Annotated in this window: 19 protein-coding genes; 15 read left to right on the top strand and 4 right to left on the bottom strand. The window is 63.7% G+C overall.

Features of this window, described 5'->3' with window-relative positions; all coding sequences use genetic code 11:
* Position 1 precedes the first annotated feature (1 nt).
* From M52SOB_RS08885 to M52SOB_RS08875, 3 genes are all read left to right on the top strand, one after another.
* Complete coding sequence (locus tag M52SOB_RS08885; RefSeq protein ID WP_131111528.1) at positions 2 to 340, top strand: P-II family nitrogen regulator; 339 nt, start codon at positions 2 to 4, stop codon at positions 338 to 340.
* A gap of 60 nt (positions 341 to 400) precedes the next feature.
* Entirely contained in the window at positions 401 to 1,150 is a 750-nt protein-coding gene (locus M52SOB_RS08880; protein ID WP_131111527.1) for a class I SAM-dependent methyltransferase, read from the top strand.
* 83 nt (positions 1,151 to 1,233) lie between these two features.
* Positions 1,234 to 1,890, top strand: coding sequence for a hypothetical protein (locus M52SOB_RS08875; protein ID WP_131111526.1), 657 nt, complete (start codon positions 1,234 to 1,236; stop codon positions 1,888 to 1,890).
* Between the two features lie 179 nt (positions 1,891 to 2,069).
* Here M52SOB_RS08875 and M52SOB_RS08870 read toward each other — a convergent pair whose 3' ends face one another.
* The 4 genes from M52SOB_RS08870 to M52SOB_RS08855 form a co-directional block, all read right to left on the bottom strand.
* The gene (locus M52SOB_RS08870; RefSeq protein WP_131111525.1) at positions 2,070 to 2,594 is read right to left on the bottom strand and encodes a nitrous oxide reductase accessory protein NosL; all 525 of its coding nucleotides are present in this window, start codon (positions 2,592 to 2,594) and stop codon (positions 2,070 to 2,072) included.
* Positions 2,594 to 3,223, bottom strand: coding sequence for a nitrous oxide reductase accessory protein NosL (locus M52SOB_RS08865; protein ID WP_131111524.1), 630 nt, complete (start codon positions 3,221 to 3,223; stop codon positions 2,594 to 2,596). Before M52SOB_RS08865 ends, M52SOB_RS08870 begins: the two co-directional genes overlap by 1 nt.
* A gap of 85 nt (positions 3,224 to 3,308) precedes the next feature.
* Positions 3,309 to 4,511: an ATP-binding protein gene (locus M52SOB_RS08860; protein ID WP_284155053.1), complete on the bottom strand. Its 1,203-nt coding sequence runs from the start codon at positions 4,509 to 4,511 to the stop codon at positions 3,309 to 3,311.
* A 315-nt stretch (positions 4,512 to 4,826) separates the two neighbouring features.
* A complete protein-coding gene (locus M52SOB_RS08855) occupies positions 4,827 to 5,546 on the bottom strand; it encodes a response regulator (RefSeq protein WP_131111522.1) in 720 nt (239 codons plus the stop codon).
* Positions 5,547 to 5,596: 50 nt separating this feature from the next.
* Here M52SOB_RS08855 and M52SOB_RS08850 point away from each other — a divergent pair, with 50 nt between their 5' ends.
* The 12 genes from M52SOB_RS08850 (at position 5,597) to M52SOB_RS08795 (ending at position 16,403) form a co-directional block, all read left to right on the top strand.
* Positions 5,597 to 6,046, top strand: a complete 450-nt coding sequence (locus M52SOB_RS08850) for a hypothetical protein (RefSeq protein ID WP_131111521.1) — start codon at positions 5,597 to 5,599, stop codon at positions 6,044 to 6,046.
* A 29-nt stretch (positions 6,047 to 6,075) separates the two neighbouring features.
* Positions 6,076 to 6,423 carry a hypothetical protein gene (locus tag M52SOB_RS08845; protein ID WP_284155052.1) on the top strand — a complete coding sequence of 116 codons (348 nt, stop codon included), beginning with the start codon at positions 6,076 to 6,078 and terminating at the stop codon, positions 6,421 to 6,423.
* A gap of 313 nt (positions 6,424 to 6,736) precedes the next feature.
* A complete protein-coding gene (locus M52SOB_RS08840; protein WP_131111520.1) occupies positions 6,737 to 7,054 on the top strand; it encodes a hypothetical protein in 318 nt (105 codons plus the stop codon).
* Positions 7,039 to 8,121: an efflux RND transporter periplasmic adaptor subunit gene (locus tag M52SOB_RS08835; protein WP_131111519.1), complete on the top strand. Its 1,083-nt coding sequence runs from the start codon at positions 7,039 to 7,041 to the stop codon at positions 8,119 to 8,121. Before M52SOB_RS08840 ends, M52SOB_RS08835 begins: the two co-directional genes overlap by 16 nt.
* 3 nt (positions 8,122 to 8,124) lie before the next feature.
* Positions 8,125 to 11,199 (top strand): efflux RND transporter permease subunit, encoded by a 3,075-nt coding sequence (locus tag M52SOB_RS08830; RefSeq protein WP_131111518.1) that lies wholly within the window; start codon positions 8,125 to 8,127, stop codon positions 11,197 to 11,199.
* A complete protein-coding gene (locus tag M52SOB_RS08825) occupies positions 11,196 to 11,510 on the top strand; it encodes a DUF3240 family protein (protein ID WP_131111517.1) in 315 nt (104 codons plus the stop codon). The genes M52SOB_RS08830 and M52SOB_RS08825 overlap by 4 nt, the downstream gene beginning before the upstream one ends.
* A complete protein-coding gene (locus tag M52SOB_RS08820; protein ID WP_131111516.1) occupies positions 11,507 to 12,799 on the top strand; it encodes a TolC family protein in 1,293 nt (430 codons plus the stop codon). Before M52SOB_RS08825 ends, M52SOB_RS08820 begins: the two co-directional genes overlap by 4 nt.
* Before the next feature lie 63 nt (positions 12,800 to 12,862).
* Entirely contained in the window at positions 12,863 to 13,282 is a 420-nt protein-coding gene (locus M52SOB_RS08815; protein ID WP_131111515.1) for a DUF1924 domain-containing protein, read from the top strand.
* Complete coding sequence (locus M52SOB_RS08810; RefSeq protein WP_131111514.1) at positions 13,279 to 13,824, top strand: diheme cytochrome c; 546 nt, start codon at positions 13,279 to 13,281, stop codon at positions 13,822 to 13,824. Before M52SOB_RS08815 ends, M52SOB_RS08810 begins: the two co-directional genes overlap by 4 nt.
* A gap of 213 nt (positions 13,825 to 14,037) precedes the next feature.
* Positions 14,038 to 14,643 (top strand): cytochrome b/b6 domain-containing protein, encoded by a 606-nt coding sequence (locus M52SOB_RS08805; RefSeq protein WP_131111513.1) that lies wholly within the window; start codon positions 14,038 to 14,040, stop codon positions 14,641 to 14,643.
* Between the two features lie 9 nt (positions 14,644 to 14,652).
* Positions 14,653 to 15,309, top strand: coding sequence for a response regulator (locus M52SOB_RS08800; protein ID WP_131111512.1), 657 nt, complete (start codon positions 14,653 to 14,655; stop codon positions 15,307 to 15,309).
* Positions 15,306 to 16,403 (top strand): ATP-binding protein, encoded by a 1,098-nt coding sequence (locus M52SOB_RS08795; protein WP_131111511.1) that lies wholly within the window; start codon positions 15,306 to 15,308, stop codon positions 16,401 to 16,403. Before M52SOB_RS08800 ends, M52SOB_RS08795 begins: the two co-directional genes overlap by 4 nt.
* The last annotated feature ends 93 nt before the right edge of the window (positions 16,404 to 16,496 follow it).

Here is a 16,496-nt window from a genome sequence, read left to right as displayed (position 1 = left end):
CATGAAGAAAATCGAAGCCATCATCAAGCCGTTCAAGCTCGACGAGGTGCGCGAAGCGCTCTCGGAGATCGGCGTCACGGGGCTGACCGTCACCGAGGTGAAAGGCTTCGGCCGCCAGAAGGGACACACCGAGCTGTATCGCGGTGCCGAATACGTCGTCGACTTCCTGCCGAAGATCAAGGTCGAGCTGGTGGTCGCCGAAGCCACGGTCGAGCCGGCCATCGAAGCGATCATCAAGGCGGCGCGCACCGGCAAGATCGGCGATGGCAAGATCTTCGTCATGCCGGTCGAGCAGGTGGTGCGTATTCGTACCGGAGAGACCGACGCCGCGGCGATCTGAGAGGCTGTGAAACTTCTGCTGCGCTCGCGACGAATTTTTCCACAGCCCCTGAGGATTCGCATGGATGCTCCCCTCTCGAAAGAGGTCAAGCGCAAGCAACTGTTCAGCCATTACTGGCAGAACGACCTCGATCCCGTGTTCACCGATGTCGCCAGTTATTACGACAGTGCCAACCAGGTCGCCAGCCTCGGGCTGTGGAACTGGTTCCTGCGCCATCACATGGACCTGGTGGAGACAAAGCCCGGGATGCACGCGCTCGACATCTGCGCCGGTACCAATGCCGTCGGCATTGCGCTGCTGAAGCGCGAGCCGACCCTCGAAGTGTTTGCGATCGACCGCAATGTGGCGATGCAGACGGTCGGCCGCCAGCGCGCCCAGGAGCGCGGCATGGTGATCCGCGCGACGATCGGCGACGTGCACAAGCTGCCGTATCCGGACAACCATTTCGACATCGTCACGCTGCAATGGGCGTCGCGTCATCTGCGGCTCGATGAGGTATTCGATGAAGTGCGTCGTGTGCTCAAACCGGGCGGGCATTTCCATCACTGCGACATGCTGCGTCCGCCGCATCCTCGCGTGGCGAAGCTGTATTTCGGCTATCTGCGCTTCTGCCTGAATTTCACCGCGGCGCTGTTCCGCAGTGGTGAGCCGGCGCTCAACTGCCGCAAATACTTCATCGACGCGCTCGACAACTTCTATTCGCCGGAGGAGTTCTCCGACCTGCTGCGCGCGCACGGCATGGTCAATGTCGTCCATAAGAGCCTGCTGGCCGGCATGATCGGCGTACACCGGGCGCAGAAACCGCTCTAAGCGCTTGTGAAGAATTCTGCTGCGCTTGCCATCTTGGGGTCGGGCGGTGCTCGCGCCGAATTTTTTCACAAGCTCTGGGCGTAATGCAGAAGGCGAGACTGCTCGTCGAGCTGAACCGGCGGCTGCTCGAGACCTACAGCCGGCGCACCACGGCGGCCATCAGCGCCCGTTTGCCGTTACCGGCGGCGCTGCCGTGGCTGGATCGTCTGCTGGCGAGCAATGTCGCCAAGGAAGTACGCAAGGATGCCGAGGTGATCCACAGCGCAGCGCAAGCGGCGGCGCGTCGGCAAGCGATCGATGCTGCCGAGGTGGAGCGCCTGTTACGGGTGGCCGCCGCGATCGACCGTGATTTCCTCACCACCGCACGCGGGCCGCTGGAGATTCCGATTCCCTATGAACGGATCGATCCAGTGCGTGCGGCGCGCATTCGCCGTCTTTTTGAGGCCGTCCGGCAGATCTGCGCGGCCTGGACGAAAGGACGCTCCTTGCGCGCAATGCTCACCGAGGTGTTTCCGGGCGAGACCTTCGAGCGGCTGCTCTTCGAGTTGATGATCTCGTATGCCCAAGAGACCCGTATCCTCGGCGAATCGGTGCGCATGCCGGCACTGCTGACGCCATTGCGCCGGCGCGTGCTGGCGGGGCTTTACGAGACGATGGAGCAAACGGCGCAGGCGCTCTCGCGCGAGGCCGCCCTGCGGCTGATGAGACCTAAACCCAGATTGTCCATTAGACCGGGCTAATGCGTCATGAGCAGGCGAAACGATCATTTCATCGCCCTACACGGCGGGTATCGGGCTGCGGGCGGCATCTTCGCGCCCCCGCTCCTTGCCAATAGACACGGTTATTGGCTCGTCGCGGGGACGCAAACCTGCTCGCCCTCGCCATCGATACCCGCTCGTGTTCCAATGGACAATCTGGGCTAAAACTTCCCGTCGTCCAGTTTGAACGGCAGATCCTTCGTCACCTGCTCGAAACGCAGGATCCGTTTGCCCTTGTGCTCTTTCAGGAATTCCTCGGCATCCGCCTGGCTGGCGAGCGGCACGAACTCGTGGCCCATCGGGCCGAGCACGTCCGAGCCGATCACATAGAAAGCGGTCTTGGCGTCGATCGACTGCAGGTTGTAATAATCGGTGACGGCCATCTGCGCGATCATCTCGCGCGCATGATTGGGCGCGTATTTCGGCGGATCGAACCAGAACTTGAACATGTCCTTCGCGCCGTCGAAGAAATGTGCATGACCATCCTTATAAACGATGGTCGCTACCCAATGCGGGTATTTCGAGACCAGCATGCCGCAGACCGGGCAGAGGTCCTTCGGCCCCGGCTTGGGCAAGCGGTCGAAAGGCAGCGGCGGTTTGGCGAACGATGGCGGCGTCTGGGCGGCACTCGCCGCCGCCCAGAGGCAAGCGCAAGCGCCGAACAGGAAGTGTCGGCGCGAGGGCATCAGTGCTTGTGCTCCATCGCTGCGCCCGCCTGCTGCTCCATCATCTTCTTGCGGCGCTCGGCGCGCATCTTGCGGATGCGGGAGACATCCTTGGCCATGTCGGTATAGGCGGCGAGCAGCGCATCGTCGAACTTGACGAGTTCGCCGCCATTGGCTGCCTGGGCGGCCTTGGCCGCTTCCTCCGTACCATAGGCGACCTTGCTGCGGGCGGTCATCACGCCGGGAATCTTGCTGCCGACGAGGAAAGTGGCTTTATCCACGTCGACCAGCGGCTTGGGCTCGCCCGCTGCGGCATTGTCGCCCACCCAGATCGCTTTTGGTTCGCGGTCGATGTTGAGCGAGAGCGAAATCGCCGCGCAGTGCAGCGAACAGGTGCCATCGGGAAGGTCGTCAGAATACTGGATCAGCATGCGCGAATGGTGGAACTGCTTGCGATCCATGCCGCAGTAGGGGCATTTCGGGTATTTCTCGATGTCATTGACGTTCGGCTGCGGGTCGGCCGGTTTTTTCGGGATGAACTGCATCGGGGTGCCATCGCCTTCGCAGACGGCGGCGTGGGCGGACTGCCCGCCCGCAGCGATGCCGGCGCCGGCGAGCAGGGTCAATTTGAGCGCTTCGCGACGATCCATGAGGCTTCTCCTTCAGAGTTGATCATGCAATGCAATATAAGCGGTTCTGCAATGAACGGGATGCGACAAAATGTCGCAGAAGGATTCAGATCACGGCTCGCGTCGATTCGATCCATACCGCCAGCCCACCGTCCTTCCTGTTTTCCAGCCGCACCTGCCAGCCATTGGCTTTTGCCAGCTCGCGCACGATGGCGAGACCGAGCCCGGCACCACCCGTCTGGGGACTACGGGAATCGTCCAGTCGCTGGAACGGCTCGAACATCGTAGCGATTCGCTCGGCCGGGATGCCCGGGCCACGGTCGAGCACCCCGATCCGCCAATTTTCTCCTTCCTTCTCACATACCAGCTCGATCTCGCCGTCTGGTGCGTAACGTATGGCGTTTTGCAGTAGATTGCCTATGGCTCGGATGAGCGAGCGGCGTGGCAGCGTGCAATGGATGCCTTGCGGACAGCGAATTGTCAGCGAGCGGCCAAATGTCCGGTAGTTTTCGGCGAGCTCGGCGAGCATCTCGGCAAGATGGGTATCCACCGGCGTTTCGCTTTCCAGGCCTCGTGCCAGATCGAGTAGTGTCGTAATCAAGGCATTCATTTCCTCGATGTCGTTGTCGATACGGGCGATCAAGGCTGCGGAAGGGTTGCTCTTCAGCATTTCGAGTGCCAGGCGCATGCGTGCGAGCGGTGTGCGCAAATCGTGGGAAACTCCGGCCAAGAGCGTCGTGCGGGCACTCAGCAGGTCGCGCACTTGGAGCGCCATCGCATTGAAACGGCGGGCAAGTGCGGCCAGCTCGCGCGGACCGGTTTCCGGTAAAAGCTCGGGTCGCTCGCCATGACCGATGCGTGCCGCTGCCTCGTCCAGACGCGAGAGGGGAGCCGTGACGCGTCGGGCGAGCCAAACGGCGATTGCGATGGCCATCATGAAACTGCCGCCGATTGCTAGCATCAAGGCTGGCAGAGGCTGAGTCGCGATCCGCGCACGCGGCAGACCCACGGCGAGGAAACCTTCCCCGGCAGGCAGATCGGCCCAGTACCAGATGCCAGCGGCCGTCGTTTCGCTTGCCAGGTGGAGGGGATGTCCCAGTCGTCTGCCCAGCGCATCTTCGAGCAAATAGAAAAATGGTGGATGCCATTCGTCGCGTCCCTTGCCCGCCGGCGTGTCGCGCAATGCCAGTTGATGATTCGCCAACAGCTCGCGCTCGAACGCGGGACGTGTTTGCGGTGGCAATTCCACCCAGGTCTGGGCCGAGAGAATCATCAGGCCGGCCAGGTCATCCGCGGCGCGGCGCGCCATGGGCAACATCAAAAAAAAACCCAGCAATGCTGTCACAAAAACCTCCACCAGCATAAAGGTCATCGCCAACAGCCAGGTGTTTTGCCGGGCGAGGGTAGGAGCGTGCAACCCAGATTGTCCATTAGACCGGGCTGATGCGCGATGAGCAGGCGAAACGATCATTTCATCGCCCTACACGGCGGGTAGCGGGCTGCGGGCGGCATCTTCGCGCCCCCGCTCCTCGCCAATAGACACGGTTATTGGCTCGTCGCGGGAACGCAAACCTGCTCGCCCTCGCCATCGATACCCGCTCGTGTTCCAATGGACAATCTGGGTTCAAGCAGACCCCCCTCGTGGGTTGAACAGGTATCCTTCACCACGCACGGTGCGGATATAAACCGGCGCGGCCGGGTCGGGCTCGATCTTGCGTCTCAAGCGCGTGACGCGAATGTCGATGCTGCGATCGAAAGGATCGCGGTCATAACCTTTCAGGAGATCGACCAGGACGTCACGTGAGAGCACGCGGTTTGGGCGCGTGACGAAGGCGGCGAGCAGATCGAATTCCGCTCCGGTGAGGTGGACTTCCGCGCTGCCGCGCAGCAATCGCCGACCCGCGAGATCGAGGACGAAAGGGCCGAAACGATGTTCTACCGTCGGTAAGGCGGTCGCTTCCCGGGTGGCCTGGCCGCGCCTGAGCAGAGCGCGCAACCTGGCGAGCAATTCTCGCGGCCCGAAGGGTTTGGCGAGATAGTCATCGGCACCGACCTCGAGACCGATGACACGGTCGATCTCCTCGCCTCGTGCCGAAAGGATCAGGATCGGCACGTTGGATTGTGCGCGTAGGCTGCGCGTCAGCGCGAGACCATCCTCGCCGGGCAACATCAGATCGAGCACGATGGCATCGGGCATGCCGTTGGCAAGCGCCGCTCGCATCGCTGCACCATCCCCGACCGCCTGCACGATGAAGCCATGGGTGGTGAGGTAATCGCTCAGCAGCTCTCGCAATGCAGGATCGTCATCGACGACGAGAATGTGGTTCTGCCTGATGCCGTTCATGTTTTCCAGTGTAGCGCGCCGACAGCGGAAAACGTTGCTGCGGAAATGACATGAAACGCGCGGAAACAAACCGAAACAGCCTGATGCCGAGCGAACATGGCATTGTTACGAGGCATTGGGAAGATACCGCTACCGAAGAAGACGCTCTCATGACTCCATCCTCCATCGTTCTCACGGTCTCGTTCTTGCTCGTCGCGCCGGCTTGGGGGCAAATGCCTACCGGGGGCGAAGAGAATCGTGCGCCATTGAATCTATCACTACCGCGTGATGCGCTTTCTCAGCGGAAAGGCATGATCGCGGAGCGAGATGATGCGGCGAACCGGAACCTTCGTCCGGAGGATCCGACGCTAAGGCCGGAGTCGTTGCCGTATGGCAGCGGCTACGAGGCTCGTCGGCGGACCCTCCGGATCGACAGCGGTATCGATACCGGGGAGCCGCGCTTTCCGGCGACGAGTCCGGGCGGAGGGATGGGGCGTGGTGGCATGGGGCGTCATCGGTGATCCGATTAATCACAGACAGGAGTATGACTATGAAAACTTCGCATCTTCTTGCCATTGTCCTCGTTTCGACCACCGTCGCGACCAGCGCTTTCGCGCGCGGGCCCGGGGGTGGCATGGGTGGCGGCATGGGTGGCGGCATGGGTGGTATGGCGGGTATTAATCGTTCCGGCCAGCCCGCCCAAAATCAGTATGAGAACCAGCAGCGGCATGAAATCCGCAATCAGAATGGTGGAGCTGGCCAAGGGATGGGCCAGGCCGATCAGAGCCGCAACCAGGTGCAGACTCGGACCCAAAACGAGCAGCAGGATCAGATCCAGACACGTAGCCAAGTGCAAACCCGCAGCCAGACGGAAACTCAAACCCGTCAGGGCCAATAGCGGGTAAACCCCGTGACGCGCCCCACTCGATTCGGCGCGTCACGGTGGCGGAGGCTGTATTCTTCCGGGATCGGGTCAAGCGGGGGGCACAAAGCCTGCGTCGTTTTTCCGGCACAAACGGGTCGTTGAAAAACGTAGCGAGGATGGCCAGTGCAGTAGTTTTGCAACGCCCTGTTAAGACTGTTTTAAGTTTCACTCCATAGCATGCGCTCCTCGCTGGCGATCCCTTTGGCTCATGATTCGCTCGAATATCCGCATGCGTCCTTTTTTTCGATTTTCTTTCGCTCGTAACCTCCGAAGCAGCTTCTTGCGTGTGAGCGGCGTGTTGCTGCTGACCTGGCTGGCCGGCTGCACGGCCTTACCCTATGGCCACAAGGATGGCGAGCGTCCCGCCACTGTCATCGAGATCGGCCGCACGGCCGAGCTCATCGCGCGGCGCTCCGATACCTGCCCGCCAGCCCATGGCGATGAGGTTCTGGTGTTGCTCCGCTATACCGGCAATTCGCATCTGCGCTGGCGGGCTTTTCCTCTGCCGCCGGGCGTCGATGTCAAGGAAGGCGATCGGGTGCTGCTCGATGTCAATGCCTGTCGTTTCAAGAAAATGGAGTCAGCCGCATGCGTTCGTTGTTGATCTTTGCTGCCCTGTCGTGGTTCGCTGTCGCCCAGGCAGCCGAAGAGGCCCTGGTGCGTATCACGCCGGAGCAGGCGGCACGGATGGGCATCGTCGTCCAGCCGCTGGGTCAAAAGGAGCGTGCTGGCACGCTGCGCCTGCCGGCGCAGGTGGTGATTCCGCCCGGGCAAATCGAGGTGGTGACGGCACCCTTGCCGGCCATGGTGGCGAGAGTCGCGGTCGCCTACGGCGAGCCGGTCGCGAAAGGTCAGCCGTTGGTGCGCTTGCAGGGCGCGGCTTTTCTCGAAGCGCAACGGGCGTTCGTCGAGTCAAAAACCCAGGCGGCGCTTGCCGAGGAGAATCGCCGCCGTGACGAGGCGTTGTTTCAGGATGGCATCATCAGCCAGGCGCGTCTGTCGGCCACCCGTGCCGCGGAGCGGGAAGCGCTTGCCCGGCTCGATGAGCGCCGGCAGGCCTTGCGGTTGGCGAATCTGCCGCCAGCGCATGAGTCCGGCACGACCAGCGATACGGTATGGTTGCGCGCGCCGTTTGCTGGCGTGGTGCTCGAAGCCCCGGTGCAAGCTGGCCAGCGCGTCGATGCCCAGATGCCGCTCGTCAAACTCGCCCGCATCGCGCCGCTGTGGCTCGAAATCCAAGCCAGCGCCACCCAGGCGGCGGGGATTGCGCCGGGGGATACGGTCATGGTGCCGGGCTGCGCCAAAAGAGCGCAGGTGAAGCTCATCGCCCCCCAGCTGCAAATGGCAAGCCAATCCGTGGTGATCCGGGCCGAATTGGCCGACCCCGCCGGTTGTGTGAAGCCCTTTCAATTCGTCGAGGCGCAGCTAGCGAAGGAGCGGCAGGCCGGCTCGATCGCAGTACCGGTTGCGGCGCTGGTGCGCCATCAGGGCAAGAGCTGGCTGTTCGTCGCCACCGATGGCGGTTTTCGTCCCGAGCCGGTCGAGGTGGTCGCCGAGACGGCCGAGGTCACGCGCATCGCGACGTCGCTGCCTCGAGAGGCTCGGATTGCCGTCAAGGGGGCGGCGGCGATCAAGGCGGTGTGGTTGGGTCTGGGCGCTGCCGAGGATTGAGCCGTGTTCCAAAAGCTCATCGAGTTTGCGCTGACGCAGCGCCTTTTAGTGATCATCGCCACCTTGCTGATGGTCGGCGCCGGCATTTATGCGTTTCGCGCCTTGCCGATCGATGCCTTCCCCGACGTCTCTTCGACGCAGGTCAAGATCATCGTCAAGGCGCCGGGCATGACGCCGGAGGAGGTCGAGGCGCGCATCGTCACGCCGATCGAGCTGGAGATGCTGGGCATTCCCAACCAGCGCATGATGCGGGCCGTGGCCAAATATGCGATCGCCGACATCACGCTCGATTTCGTCGATGGCACCGATATCTACTGGGCACGCCAACAGGTTTCCGAGCGTTTGAATGGGGTCATGAAGGATTTCCCAACCGACGTCTCAGGAGGGCTGGCGCCGATCACCACACCCTTGGGCGAGATGCTGATGTTTACCATCGAGGGTGATCTGCCACTGGCCGAAAAACGTGCGCTGCTCGATTGGGTGATCCGCCCGCAGTTGAGGACCTTGCCGGGAGTGGCCGATGTCAATGCCTTGGGGGGGCATGTGCGCACTTTCGAGGTGGTGCCCAATCTGCTGGCTTTGAAAGCGCGCGGACTCACCTTGGCCGATCTCGAACGCGCGCTGGTGACGAACAACCGCAACGATGGCGCTGGCCGTCTCACCGAGGGTGAGGAAGCCTGGCTGGTGCGCGTCGAAGGCAGCGTCAAGACGTTGGAGGATTTGCGCTCGATCGTCGTGCCGGATCCTCATGCCGGGCATGCTTCGCACATCACCCGGGTGGGAGACGTCGCCGATGTGCGGGTGGGCAGTCTCACCCGCTATGGTTTCGTCACCCATGGCGGCAATGAGGAAGCCGTCGAAGGGCTGGTGCTGGGTTTGCGCGGGGCGAATGCCCGGGCCGTGGTGGAGAGCGTGCGGGCCAAACTCGCCGAGATCCAATCACAACTGCCGCCGGGGGTGACGACGAAGATCTTCTATGACCGCGGCGCGCTCGTCGAGCGGGCGATCGGCACCGTTTCCAAAGCGCTGGTCGAGGCGATCGTCCTGGTGCTGGTGTTGCTCCTGGCCTTTCTGGGTAACTTGCGTGCGGCGATCGCCGTCGCTTGCGTGCTGCCACTCGCAGCGCTCATCACGTTCATCCTGATGCATTTCTTTGGCATGTCGGCGAACCTGATGAGCCTCGGTGGTCTGGCGATCGCCATCGGCATGCTGGTCGATGCCGCCGTGGTGGTGGTGGAAAACGTCGAGGCGCGGCTTGCCGATCCTGCCGGCGAACGCCTGCCTTTTCTGCATCGCATCTACCGCGCCGTGCGCGAAGTGACGGTGCCGGTGGTAGCCGGCATTTCGATCATCGTCATCGTCTTCCTGCCGCTCATGACGCTCCAGGGGCTCGAAGGCAAGCTGTTCGTGCCCGTGGCGCTCACCATCGTCTTTGCGTTGTCAGGCTCGCTGCTGCTCTCATTCACCGTCATTCCGGTGATCGCTTCGTTTCTCCTCAAGGCGGATGCCAGGCATCACGAGCCTTGGCTGCCGACCGTCGCGCAGCGCCTCTACGTGCCTCTCCTGACCTGGTGTCTGGCCAATGCGAAAAAGGTCGTCGCCGTAACGGTGCTCCTGCTCTTCGCCGCCATCGGCGCTTTCACCCAGATCGGCAAGACCTTCATGCCGACGATGGACGAGGGCGACATCCTGCTGCAGCTCGCCAAACTGCCTTCGATCGGACTCGAACAGAGCCGCGACACGGATCTCGCCGTGCAAAAAGCCCTCATCGAACGTGTGCCGGAGATCATCGACATCGTCGCGCGCACGGGTTCCGATGAGTTGGGTCTCGATCCGATGGGGCTCAACGAGACCGACAGCTTTCTGGTGCTGGCGCCACGCGAGACCTGGCGCCGGCCGGACAAGGACTGGCTGATCAACGAGATTCGCCAGGTGATGGCAGAATTTCCCGGCATGGACATCAGTTTTACCCAGCCGATCGAAATGCGTGTCTCGGAAATGCTCACCGGCACGCGCGGCGATCTGGCAGTGAAGATCTTTGGCACCGATCTTGCCACGCTCAATGATCTGGCCGAAAAGATCGCCGCGCTCTTGCGCACGATCCCGGGCGCGCAGGACGTGCTTACGGTGAAAAATGAGGGAGTGCAGTATTTCACCGTCGCCATCGATCGGACGATGGCGGGTCGCTTCGGCCTCACGGTGGAGGAAGTCGCCCGGGCGCTGCGTGCGCAACTCGAAGGCCAACCGCTGGGGTTGGTGCTCGAAGGCACCCGGCGCACCCCGCTCGTGCTGCGTGGCGAGAAAGACGTCAGCCTCTCGCCCGCCTTGTTCTCCGGCTTGTCGATTGCGCTGCCCAGTGGCGAGACGGTGCCGCTGTCGCTGCTCGCGCGACTCGAGCGGGTGGCGGGGCCGGTCAAGGTCGATCACGAAAACGCCCAGCGGCTTGCCGTCGTCCAAGCCAGTGTCGAGGGGCGCGATCTGGTCGGTTTCGTCGACGAGGCCAAGGCGCGCGTCGCGGCCGAAATCCCGCTGCCGCCCAGTTATCGGTTGGCCTGGGGCGGCCAGTTCGAGAACCAGCAGCGTGCCGCCAAACGCCTGATGCTCGTCGTGCCGGTAGCCTTGGCCATGATCTTCCATATTCTGTTTTCCACCTTCGGCTCGCTGCGGCAGGCGGTGATGGTCTTCGTCAATATTCCGTTCGCGCTCATCGGCGGGGTGTTCGCCTTGCTGATCGCCGGCGAATATCTGTCGGTGCCGGCCTCGGTGGGTTTCATTGCGCTGTTGGGCATCGCCGTATTGAATGGCCTGGTGCTGGTTTCGTATTTCAACCAGCTGCGCGCCCAGGGCCTGCCGCTCGAACGGGTGGTGGTCGAAGGCGCCCGGCGCCGCCTGCGGCCGGTGCTGATGACGGCCTCGATCGCCGCGTTCGGTCTCGTGCCGCTGCTTTTTGCCACCGGGCCCGGTTCGGAGATCCAGCGGCCGCTGGCCATCGTCGTCATCGGTGGGCTGGTCACCTCGACCCTGCTCACCCTGATCATCCTGCCGATTTTCTACCGTCGTTGGGGAGATGCAGGATGAATAAGCGTCTCGATACCTGCCTCAACCTGATCCTGCCCAACGCCCTGAAGGATCAGGTGCTCGATGAGCTGCTCAAGCATCCCGAATGGGTCGGTCCGTTCACGATGCATCGCGTCGAAGGCCATGGCGATCCGGATGGCAGTTTGACACCCGCCGAAGCAGTACGCGGCCGCAGCGAGCGGATCCGTATCGAGATCCTCGTCGATGCCAGCTACGTCGATGCACTGCTGGCCGAACTGCATCGTGGGCTTGCCAGTGCGCAGAGCGTCTGGTGGCTCACACCCGTGATCCGGATGGGGAGCTTGCAATGAAGACATTCGTGAACACCGTCGTTGCCAGCGCCGTGCTGTTGCTCACCAATCTGCTCCATGCCGAAACGGCCGATCTGCCGCCCACCGCAGAGGTGATCGCCGCTTTGGCTGCGCATCCTCAGGTGCGGGCCGCCATTGCCGGCTGGCATGCCGGCAAGGCGCAGGAAAGCGGCCTCGTGGCCGGCCCGCACGAATTTGCCGTGCGGTTTTCGGCCCAGAGTCGGCGTGATCGCAGTGTCGATCAGCGTTACCGCGAACACGAGCTCGGTATCGAGCGCACACTGCGTCTGCCGCGAAAGGCTTCGCTCGATGCCGATCTCGGCAAGGCGCAGGTGAGTGTCTCGCACCACGCCGTGGGTGAGGCGCTGCATGCCACGAGCCGCGAGCTTCTGGCGCGCTGGTTCGCCTGGCAACGGGAAGCCGCCGCCGTCACCGAGTGGCTGTCCCAGGTCGCGATCCTGCGCGAACTCCATACTGCTGCAGTGAAAAAAGTCGGCGCTGGCGAGACGGCACGTCTCGAAGCGATGTTGAGCGAGGCGCAGCTCAAACAAGCCGAGGCCCAGCTCGCCCAAGCACAGATGCGGCGGGAACGGGTGGCGATCGAATGGCGGGCGCAATTTCCTGCCATCACCCTGCCGGCGCAGCCGCTGCTCGGCCCACCGCAGGCGATCGATGCTGCGCCGGAAGCACAAACCGAGTGGCAACGGCGCATCCTTGCCGAAAACCATGAACTGGCGCTGGCACGCAGCGAAACTGAACGGGCGAGGCTGGCCGCCGCGCGTGCCGATGCCGAGCGCTGGCCCGATCCGACGGTCGGCCTCACTTTCGGCAGCGAGCGGGATGGGCAAGAACGCCTCATCGGCGTGCATCTGTCGATTCCACTGGCAGGCAAGGCGCGTGACGCGACGAGCCGCTCCGCCAGCGCCGAAGCCGATGCCGCCGCGGCGCGCGAGGCGCTGGTGCTCGCCCGTGCCGAGGCGGAAGCACGCCAGACCATTGCCACGGCGGTCGCCCACTACGAACAATGGCGCAGGCTCGACGATGTGGCGCGGCGGATGGAGGAAAACGCACGTCTGGTCGAAAAAGCCTGGCGTTTGGGCGAAGGCCAGTACAGTGATCTGCAGCTTGCCCGTCGGCAAGCGAGCGAAGCCCGCCTGGCGGCCATCCAGGCCCAGATCGATGCCATCGAAGCACGCTACCGGCTCCTGCTCGATGCGCATGAGCTATGGGATTTCGCGTCGGAAAGTGTTCTCGCGACCGATCTTAAGCCGGCGTTAAGCCAACCCTAAGTCTCGTTTAAGCGGCGCGGCGCAGACTGTCGTCGTGTTCAACCAGCACGAAGGAGTCTGACCATGAAAGCCACTGCTTTCCTCATCTCCATCGCCGTGATGGCGATGTCATTCACCCCTGCCCACGCCGCCACCCCTGCCGAGCTCCTGGCGACTTATCGAACTGATGCCGCCCAGGCGACGCCGAATTTTCAGCCTTCGGCGCAGCGCGGCGCCGAGTTCTTCGCGCGCCGCTTCAACGTGTCGGCCAAGATGCCGGCCTGCACCAGTTGCCATACCGACAAACCGACCCAGCCGGGCCGCCACGTCGTCACCGACAAGACGATCAAACCCCTGGCGCCTGCCGCCAATCCGGAACGTTTCACCGAGCTCGCCAAGGCCGAGAAATGGTTTGGCCGCAACTGCAAGGAGGTCGTCGGCCGCGAGTGCACGGCGGCCGAGAAAGCCGATTTCGTCGCCTTCATGATGGAGGTGCGGCCATGAAAAGAAATGTCCTGACCGGCATCGTGCTCGTCTCGCTCTCTGCCACGGCGCTGGCCGACAAGCTGCGTCTGCCCGCCGATGCGCCGCCGGCCTTTCAGGCCGAGTGCGCCAGCTGCCATGTCGCCTATCCGCCGCAGCTTCTGACGGGTGATGATTGGCGGCGCGTGATGGCGAGCCTCGACAAACACTACGGCGACAACGCCAGCCTCGATGAGCCGACGCGGCGTGCCATCCAGGACTTTCTCGTCCGCAATGCCGGCAGTCCGTCGAAAGTCGGCGCTGGCGGGCATGAGAGCGTCCCGCCGGGCGCCGACTTGCCTCGAAGAGTCGGCGCTGGCGGGACGGCATCCGCTGCAGCCCTGCCGCGGCTCACTGCGACGCCCTGGTTCCAGCGCAAGCACCGCGAGGTGTCACGCAGCGACTGGGCCCACCCCAAGGTGAAGACGCCGGCCAACTGCGCCGCCTGCCACACCCAAGCCGCGCAAGGCAGCTACCGCGAGCGTGAGATCGTCATGCCGAGCGGCCGCCGCTGGGAGGATTAAACCCAGATTGTCCATCAGACCGGGCTAACTTACCATGAGCATGCGAAACGATCATTTCATCGCCCTACACGGCGGTTTTCGGGCTGCGGGCGGCATCTTCGCGCCCCCGCTCCTCGCCAATAGACACGGTTATTGGCTCGTCGCGGGGACGCAAACCTGCTCGCCCTCGCCATCGAAACCCGCTCGTGTCCCAATGGACAATCTGGGTTGAACATGGAAAAGATCCTCGTCTGGGATTGGCCGGTGCGCATCGGCCATTGGCTGCTGGTGGCCGCCTTTGCTATCGCCTGGCTGACGAGCGAAGGCGAAACCTGGCGGCTGGTGCATGCTTACGCGGGTGGCACGCTGGTCGGCGTGATGCTGTTTCGTCTCCTGTGGGGCTTTCTAGGCAGCCGGCATGCGCGCTTTGCCAGCTTCGTGAGGGGGCCAGCGGCTGCTTTTGCCTATCTCAAGGGACTGGTCACGGGTCAAGCGATGCACACCACCGGCCACAATCCGGCCGGCGGCTGGGCGATCCTGCTGCTCATCGTGCTGGGACTGGCGACCGGCGGCACCGGCTGGCTGATCTACAACGATTGGGGCGGCCATTGGCTCGAGGAGCTGCACGAAGGGCTCGCGAATACCATGCTGATCGTCGTCGGCGTGCATATCGCCGGGGTCATCGTCGGCAGCCTCGTGCATCACGAAAACCTGGTGCGGGCGATGTTCACCGGCAGGAAGCGTGGTGAGCCCGGCGAGGCGATCGCCAGTGCCCGCCCGCTCGCTGCAGTGGCCCTGCTTGGCTGGGTTGCACTCTGCGCCTGGTGGCTGGCACGCTAAACTGACGCCATGCGCATTCTGCTTGCCGAAGACGACCCCCACCTGGGCGATGGCCTGATGGTCGGCCTGCGCCAGGAAGGTTATGCGGTCGATTGGGTGAAGGACGGCGCGGCCGCCGACCTGGCGCTCAAAACCGAAGCCTATGATCTCCTCGTGCTCGATCTGGGCCTGCCGCGGCAAACCGGTTTGGCCGTGCTCGCCGCCTTGCGCGCGCGCGGGCAGAGCTTGCCGGTGTTGATCCTCACCGCGCGCGATGCGACCAGCGACAAGGTGCAAGGACTCGATGCCGGCGCCGACGACTACCTCGTCAAGCCGGTCGATCTCGACGAGCTCGCCGCGCGGGTGCGCGCGCTCCTCCGCCGCGCGGCCGGACGCAGCCAGCCGCAACTGTGCCTGGGCGAATTGACGCTCGACCCGGCCGCGCGGCAGGTGACGCTGGCAGGAAAGCCCGTGGAACTGTCGGCGCGTGAGTTCGCGCTCTTGCAGGTGCTGCTCGAAAATGCCGGCCGCGTGATGACGCGCGCCCAGCTCGAAGCCTCGCTCTACGGCTGGCGCGACGAGCCCGATAGCAACGCGCTCGAAGTGCATATCCACCACTTGCGCAAGAAGCTCGGCGCCGAACGTATCAAGACCCTGCGCGGCATCGGCTACACAATGCCGAAATGAATACGCGCTGGTTTTCGCTGCGGCGTCGACTCATTCTCTGGCTGCTCGCGGGCGTTACCGCCGGCTGGTTGGGGGCGGTCGGTTTCGCCTATGTCGAGACGCGCAAAGAAGTGATGGCAATGCTCGAAAAGCGCGAGCATCACGACCAGCGCCTCGAACGATACAAACGCCTCGAACGGCACGTGAACAAGGAGCTCGCCGAGCATCTGCTGAAAACGATGCTCACGCCGCTGCTCTTCGGCCTGCCGATCCTCGGCGCCTGGATCTGGTTTGCCACCCGCCGCGGTTTTCGTCCGCTCGATCAGATCGCCACCGAGGTTTCCTGCCGCACGCCGGAACGGCTCGACCCGCTCACCCCTGAAACGGCGCCGCGCGAGATTCGCCCGCTGATCGAGGCGATCAATGGCCTGTTCGCGCGTCTGGCCGACTCGCTCGAAGCCGAGCGGCGCTTCACCGCCGATGCGGCGCACGAGCTACGCACGCCGCTTGCCGCGATCGTCACGCAGGCGCAGGTGGCGGCGCGTGCCCGCGATGCGGCCGAGCGCGATCATGCGCTCGGCCAGCTCGCGGCCGGCGCGCAACGGGCGCGCCATCTGGTCGAGCAGCTTTTGACGCTGGCGCGGCTCGATCCGGCGGCCGATCTGCCGATGAATGAAGTGCGCCTCGATCGGCTGGCCGCCGAGGTCTGTGCCGATCATGGCCCGGCCGCGGTCGAGAAAAACATCGCCCTGGAGCTCGAGGCGCCGCAGGCGGTGACGCTCACCGGCAACGAGGCGATGCTGCGCATCCTGTTACGCAACCTGCTCGACAACGCGATCCGTTACACCCCCGCAGGCGGCAAAGTCGGCGTTGGCGTGACGGCACGGGGGCGCCAAGTCGAGCTTTCCATCGCCGATGATGGGCCGGGCATTCCACCCGATCAACGTGCGCAGGCGTTGCGTCGCCTGCATCGTTTGGCGGGTCAGGACATCGAAGGCTGTGGGCTGGGCTTGTCGATCGTCGCGCGCATCGCCGAGCTGCACCGGGCCCGGCTCGAAATGGGCGAGGGCCTGGAGGGGAGGGGGTTGGGCATCACGGTGGCATTCGGCGCATAGGAATATTCCGGCGCGAAAAATCGGAACCCGCCCAATCGGCAAGTCGGCTGCGGCTCGGTAGCATGCCGGGCATCGTATTTCGCGGGGCAGCCA

The sequence above is a fragment of the Sulfuricystis thermophila genome (assembly GCF_004323595.1).
In the GTDB taxonomy this organism is placed as follows: Bacteria; Pseudomonadota; Gammaproteobacteria; order Burkholderiales; family Rhodocyclaceae; genus Sulfuricystis; species Sulfuricystis thermophila.
This window is presented reverse-complemented; position numbering and strand designations above follow the sequence as displayed.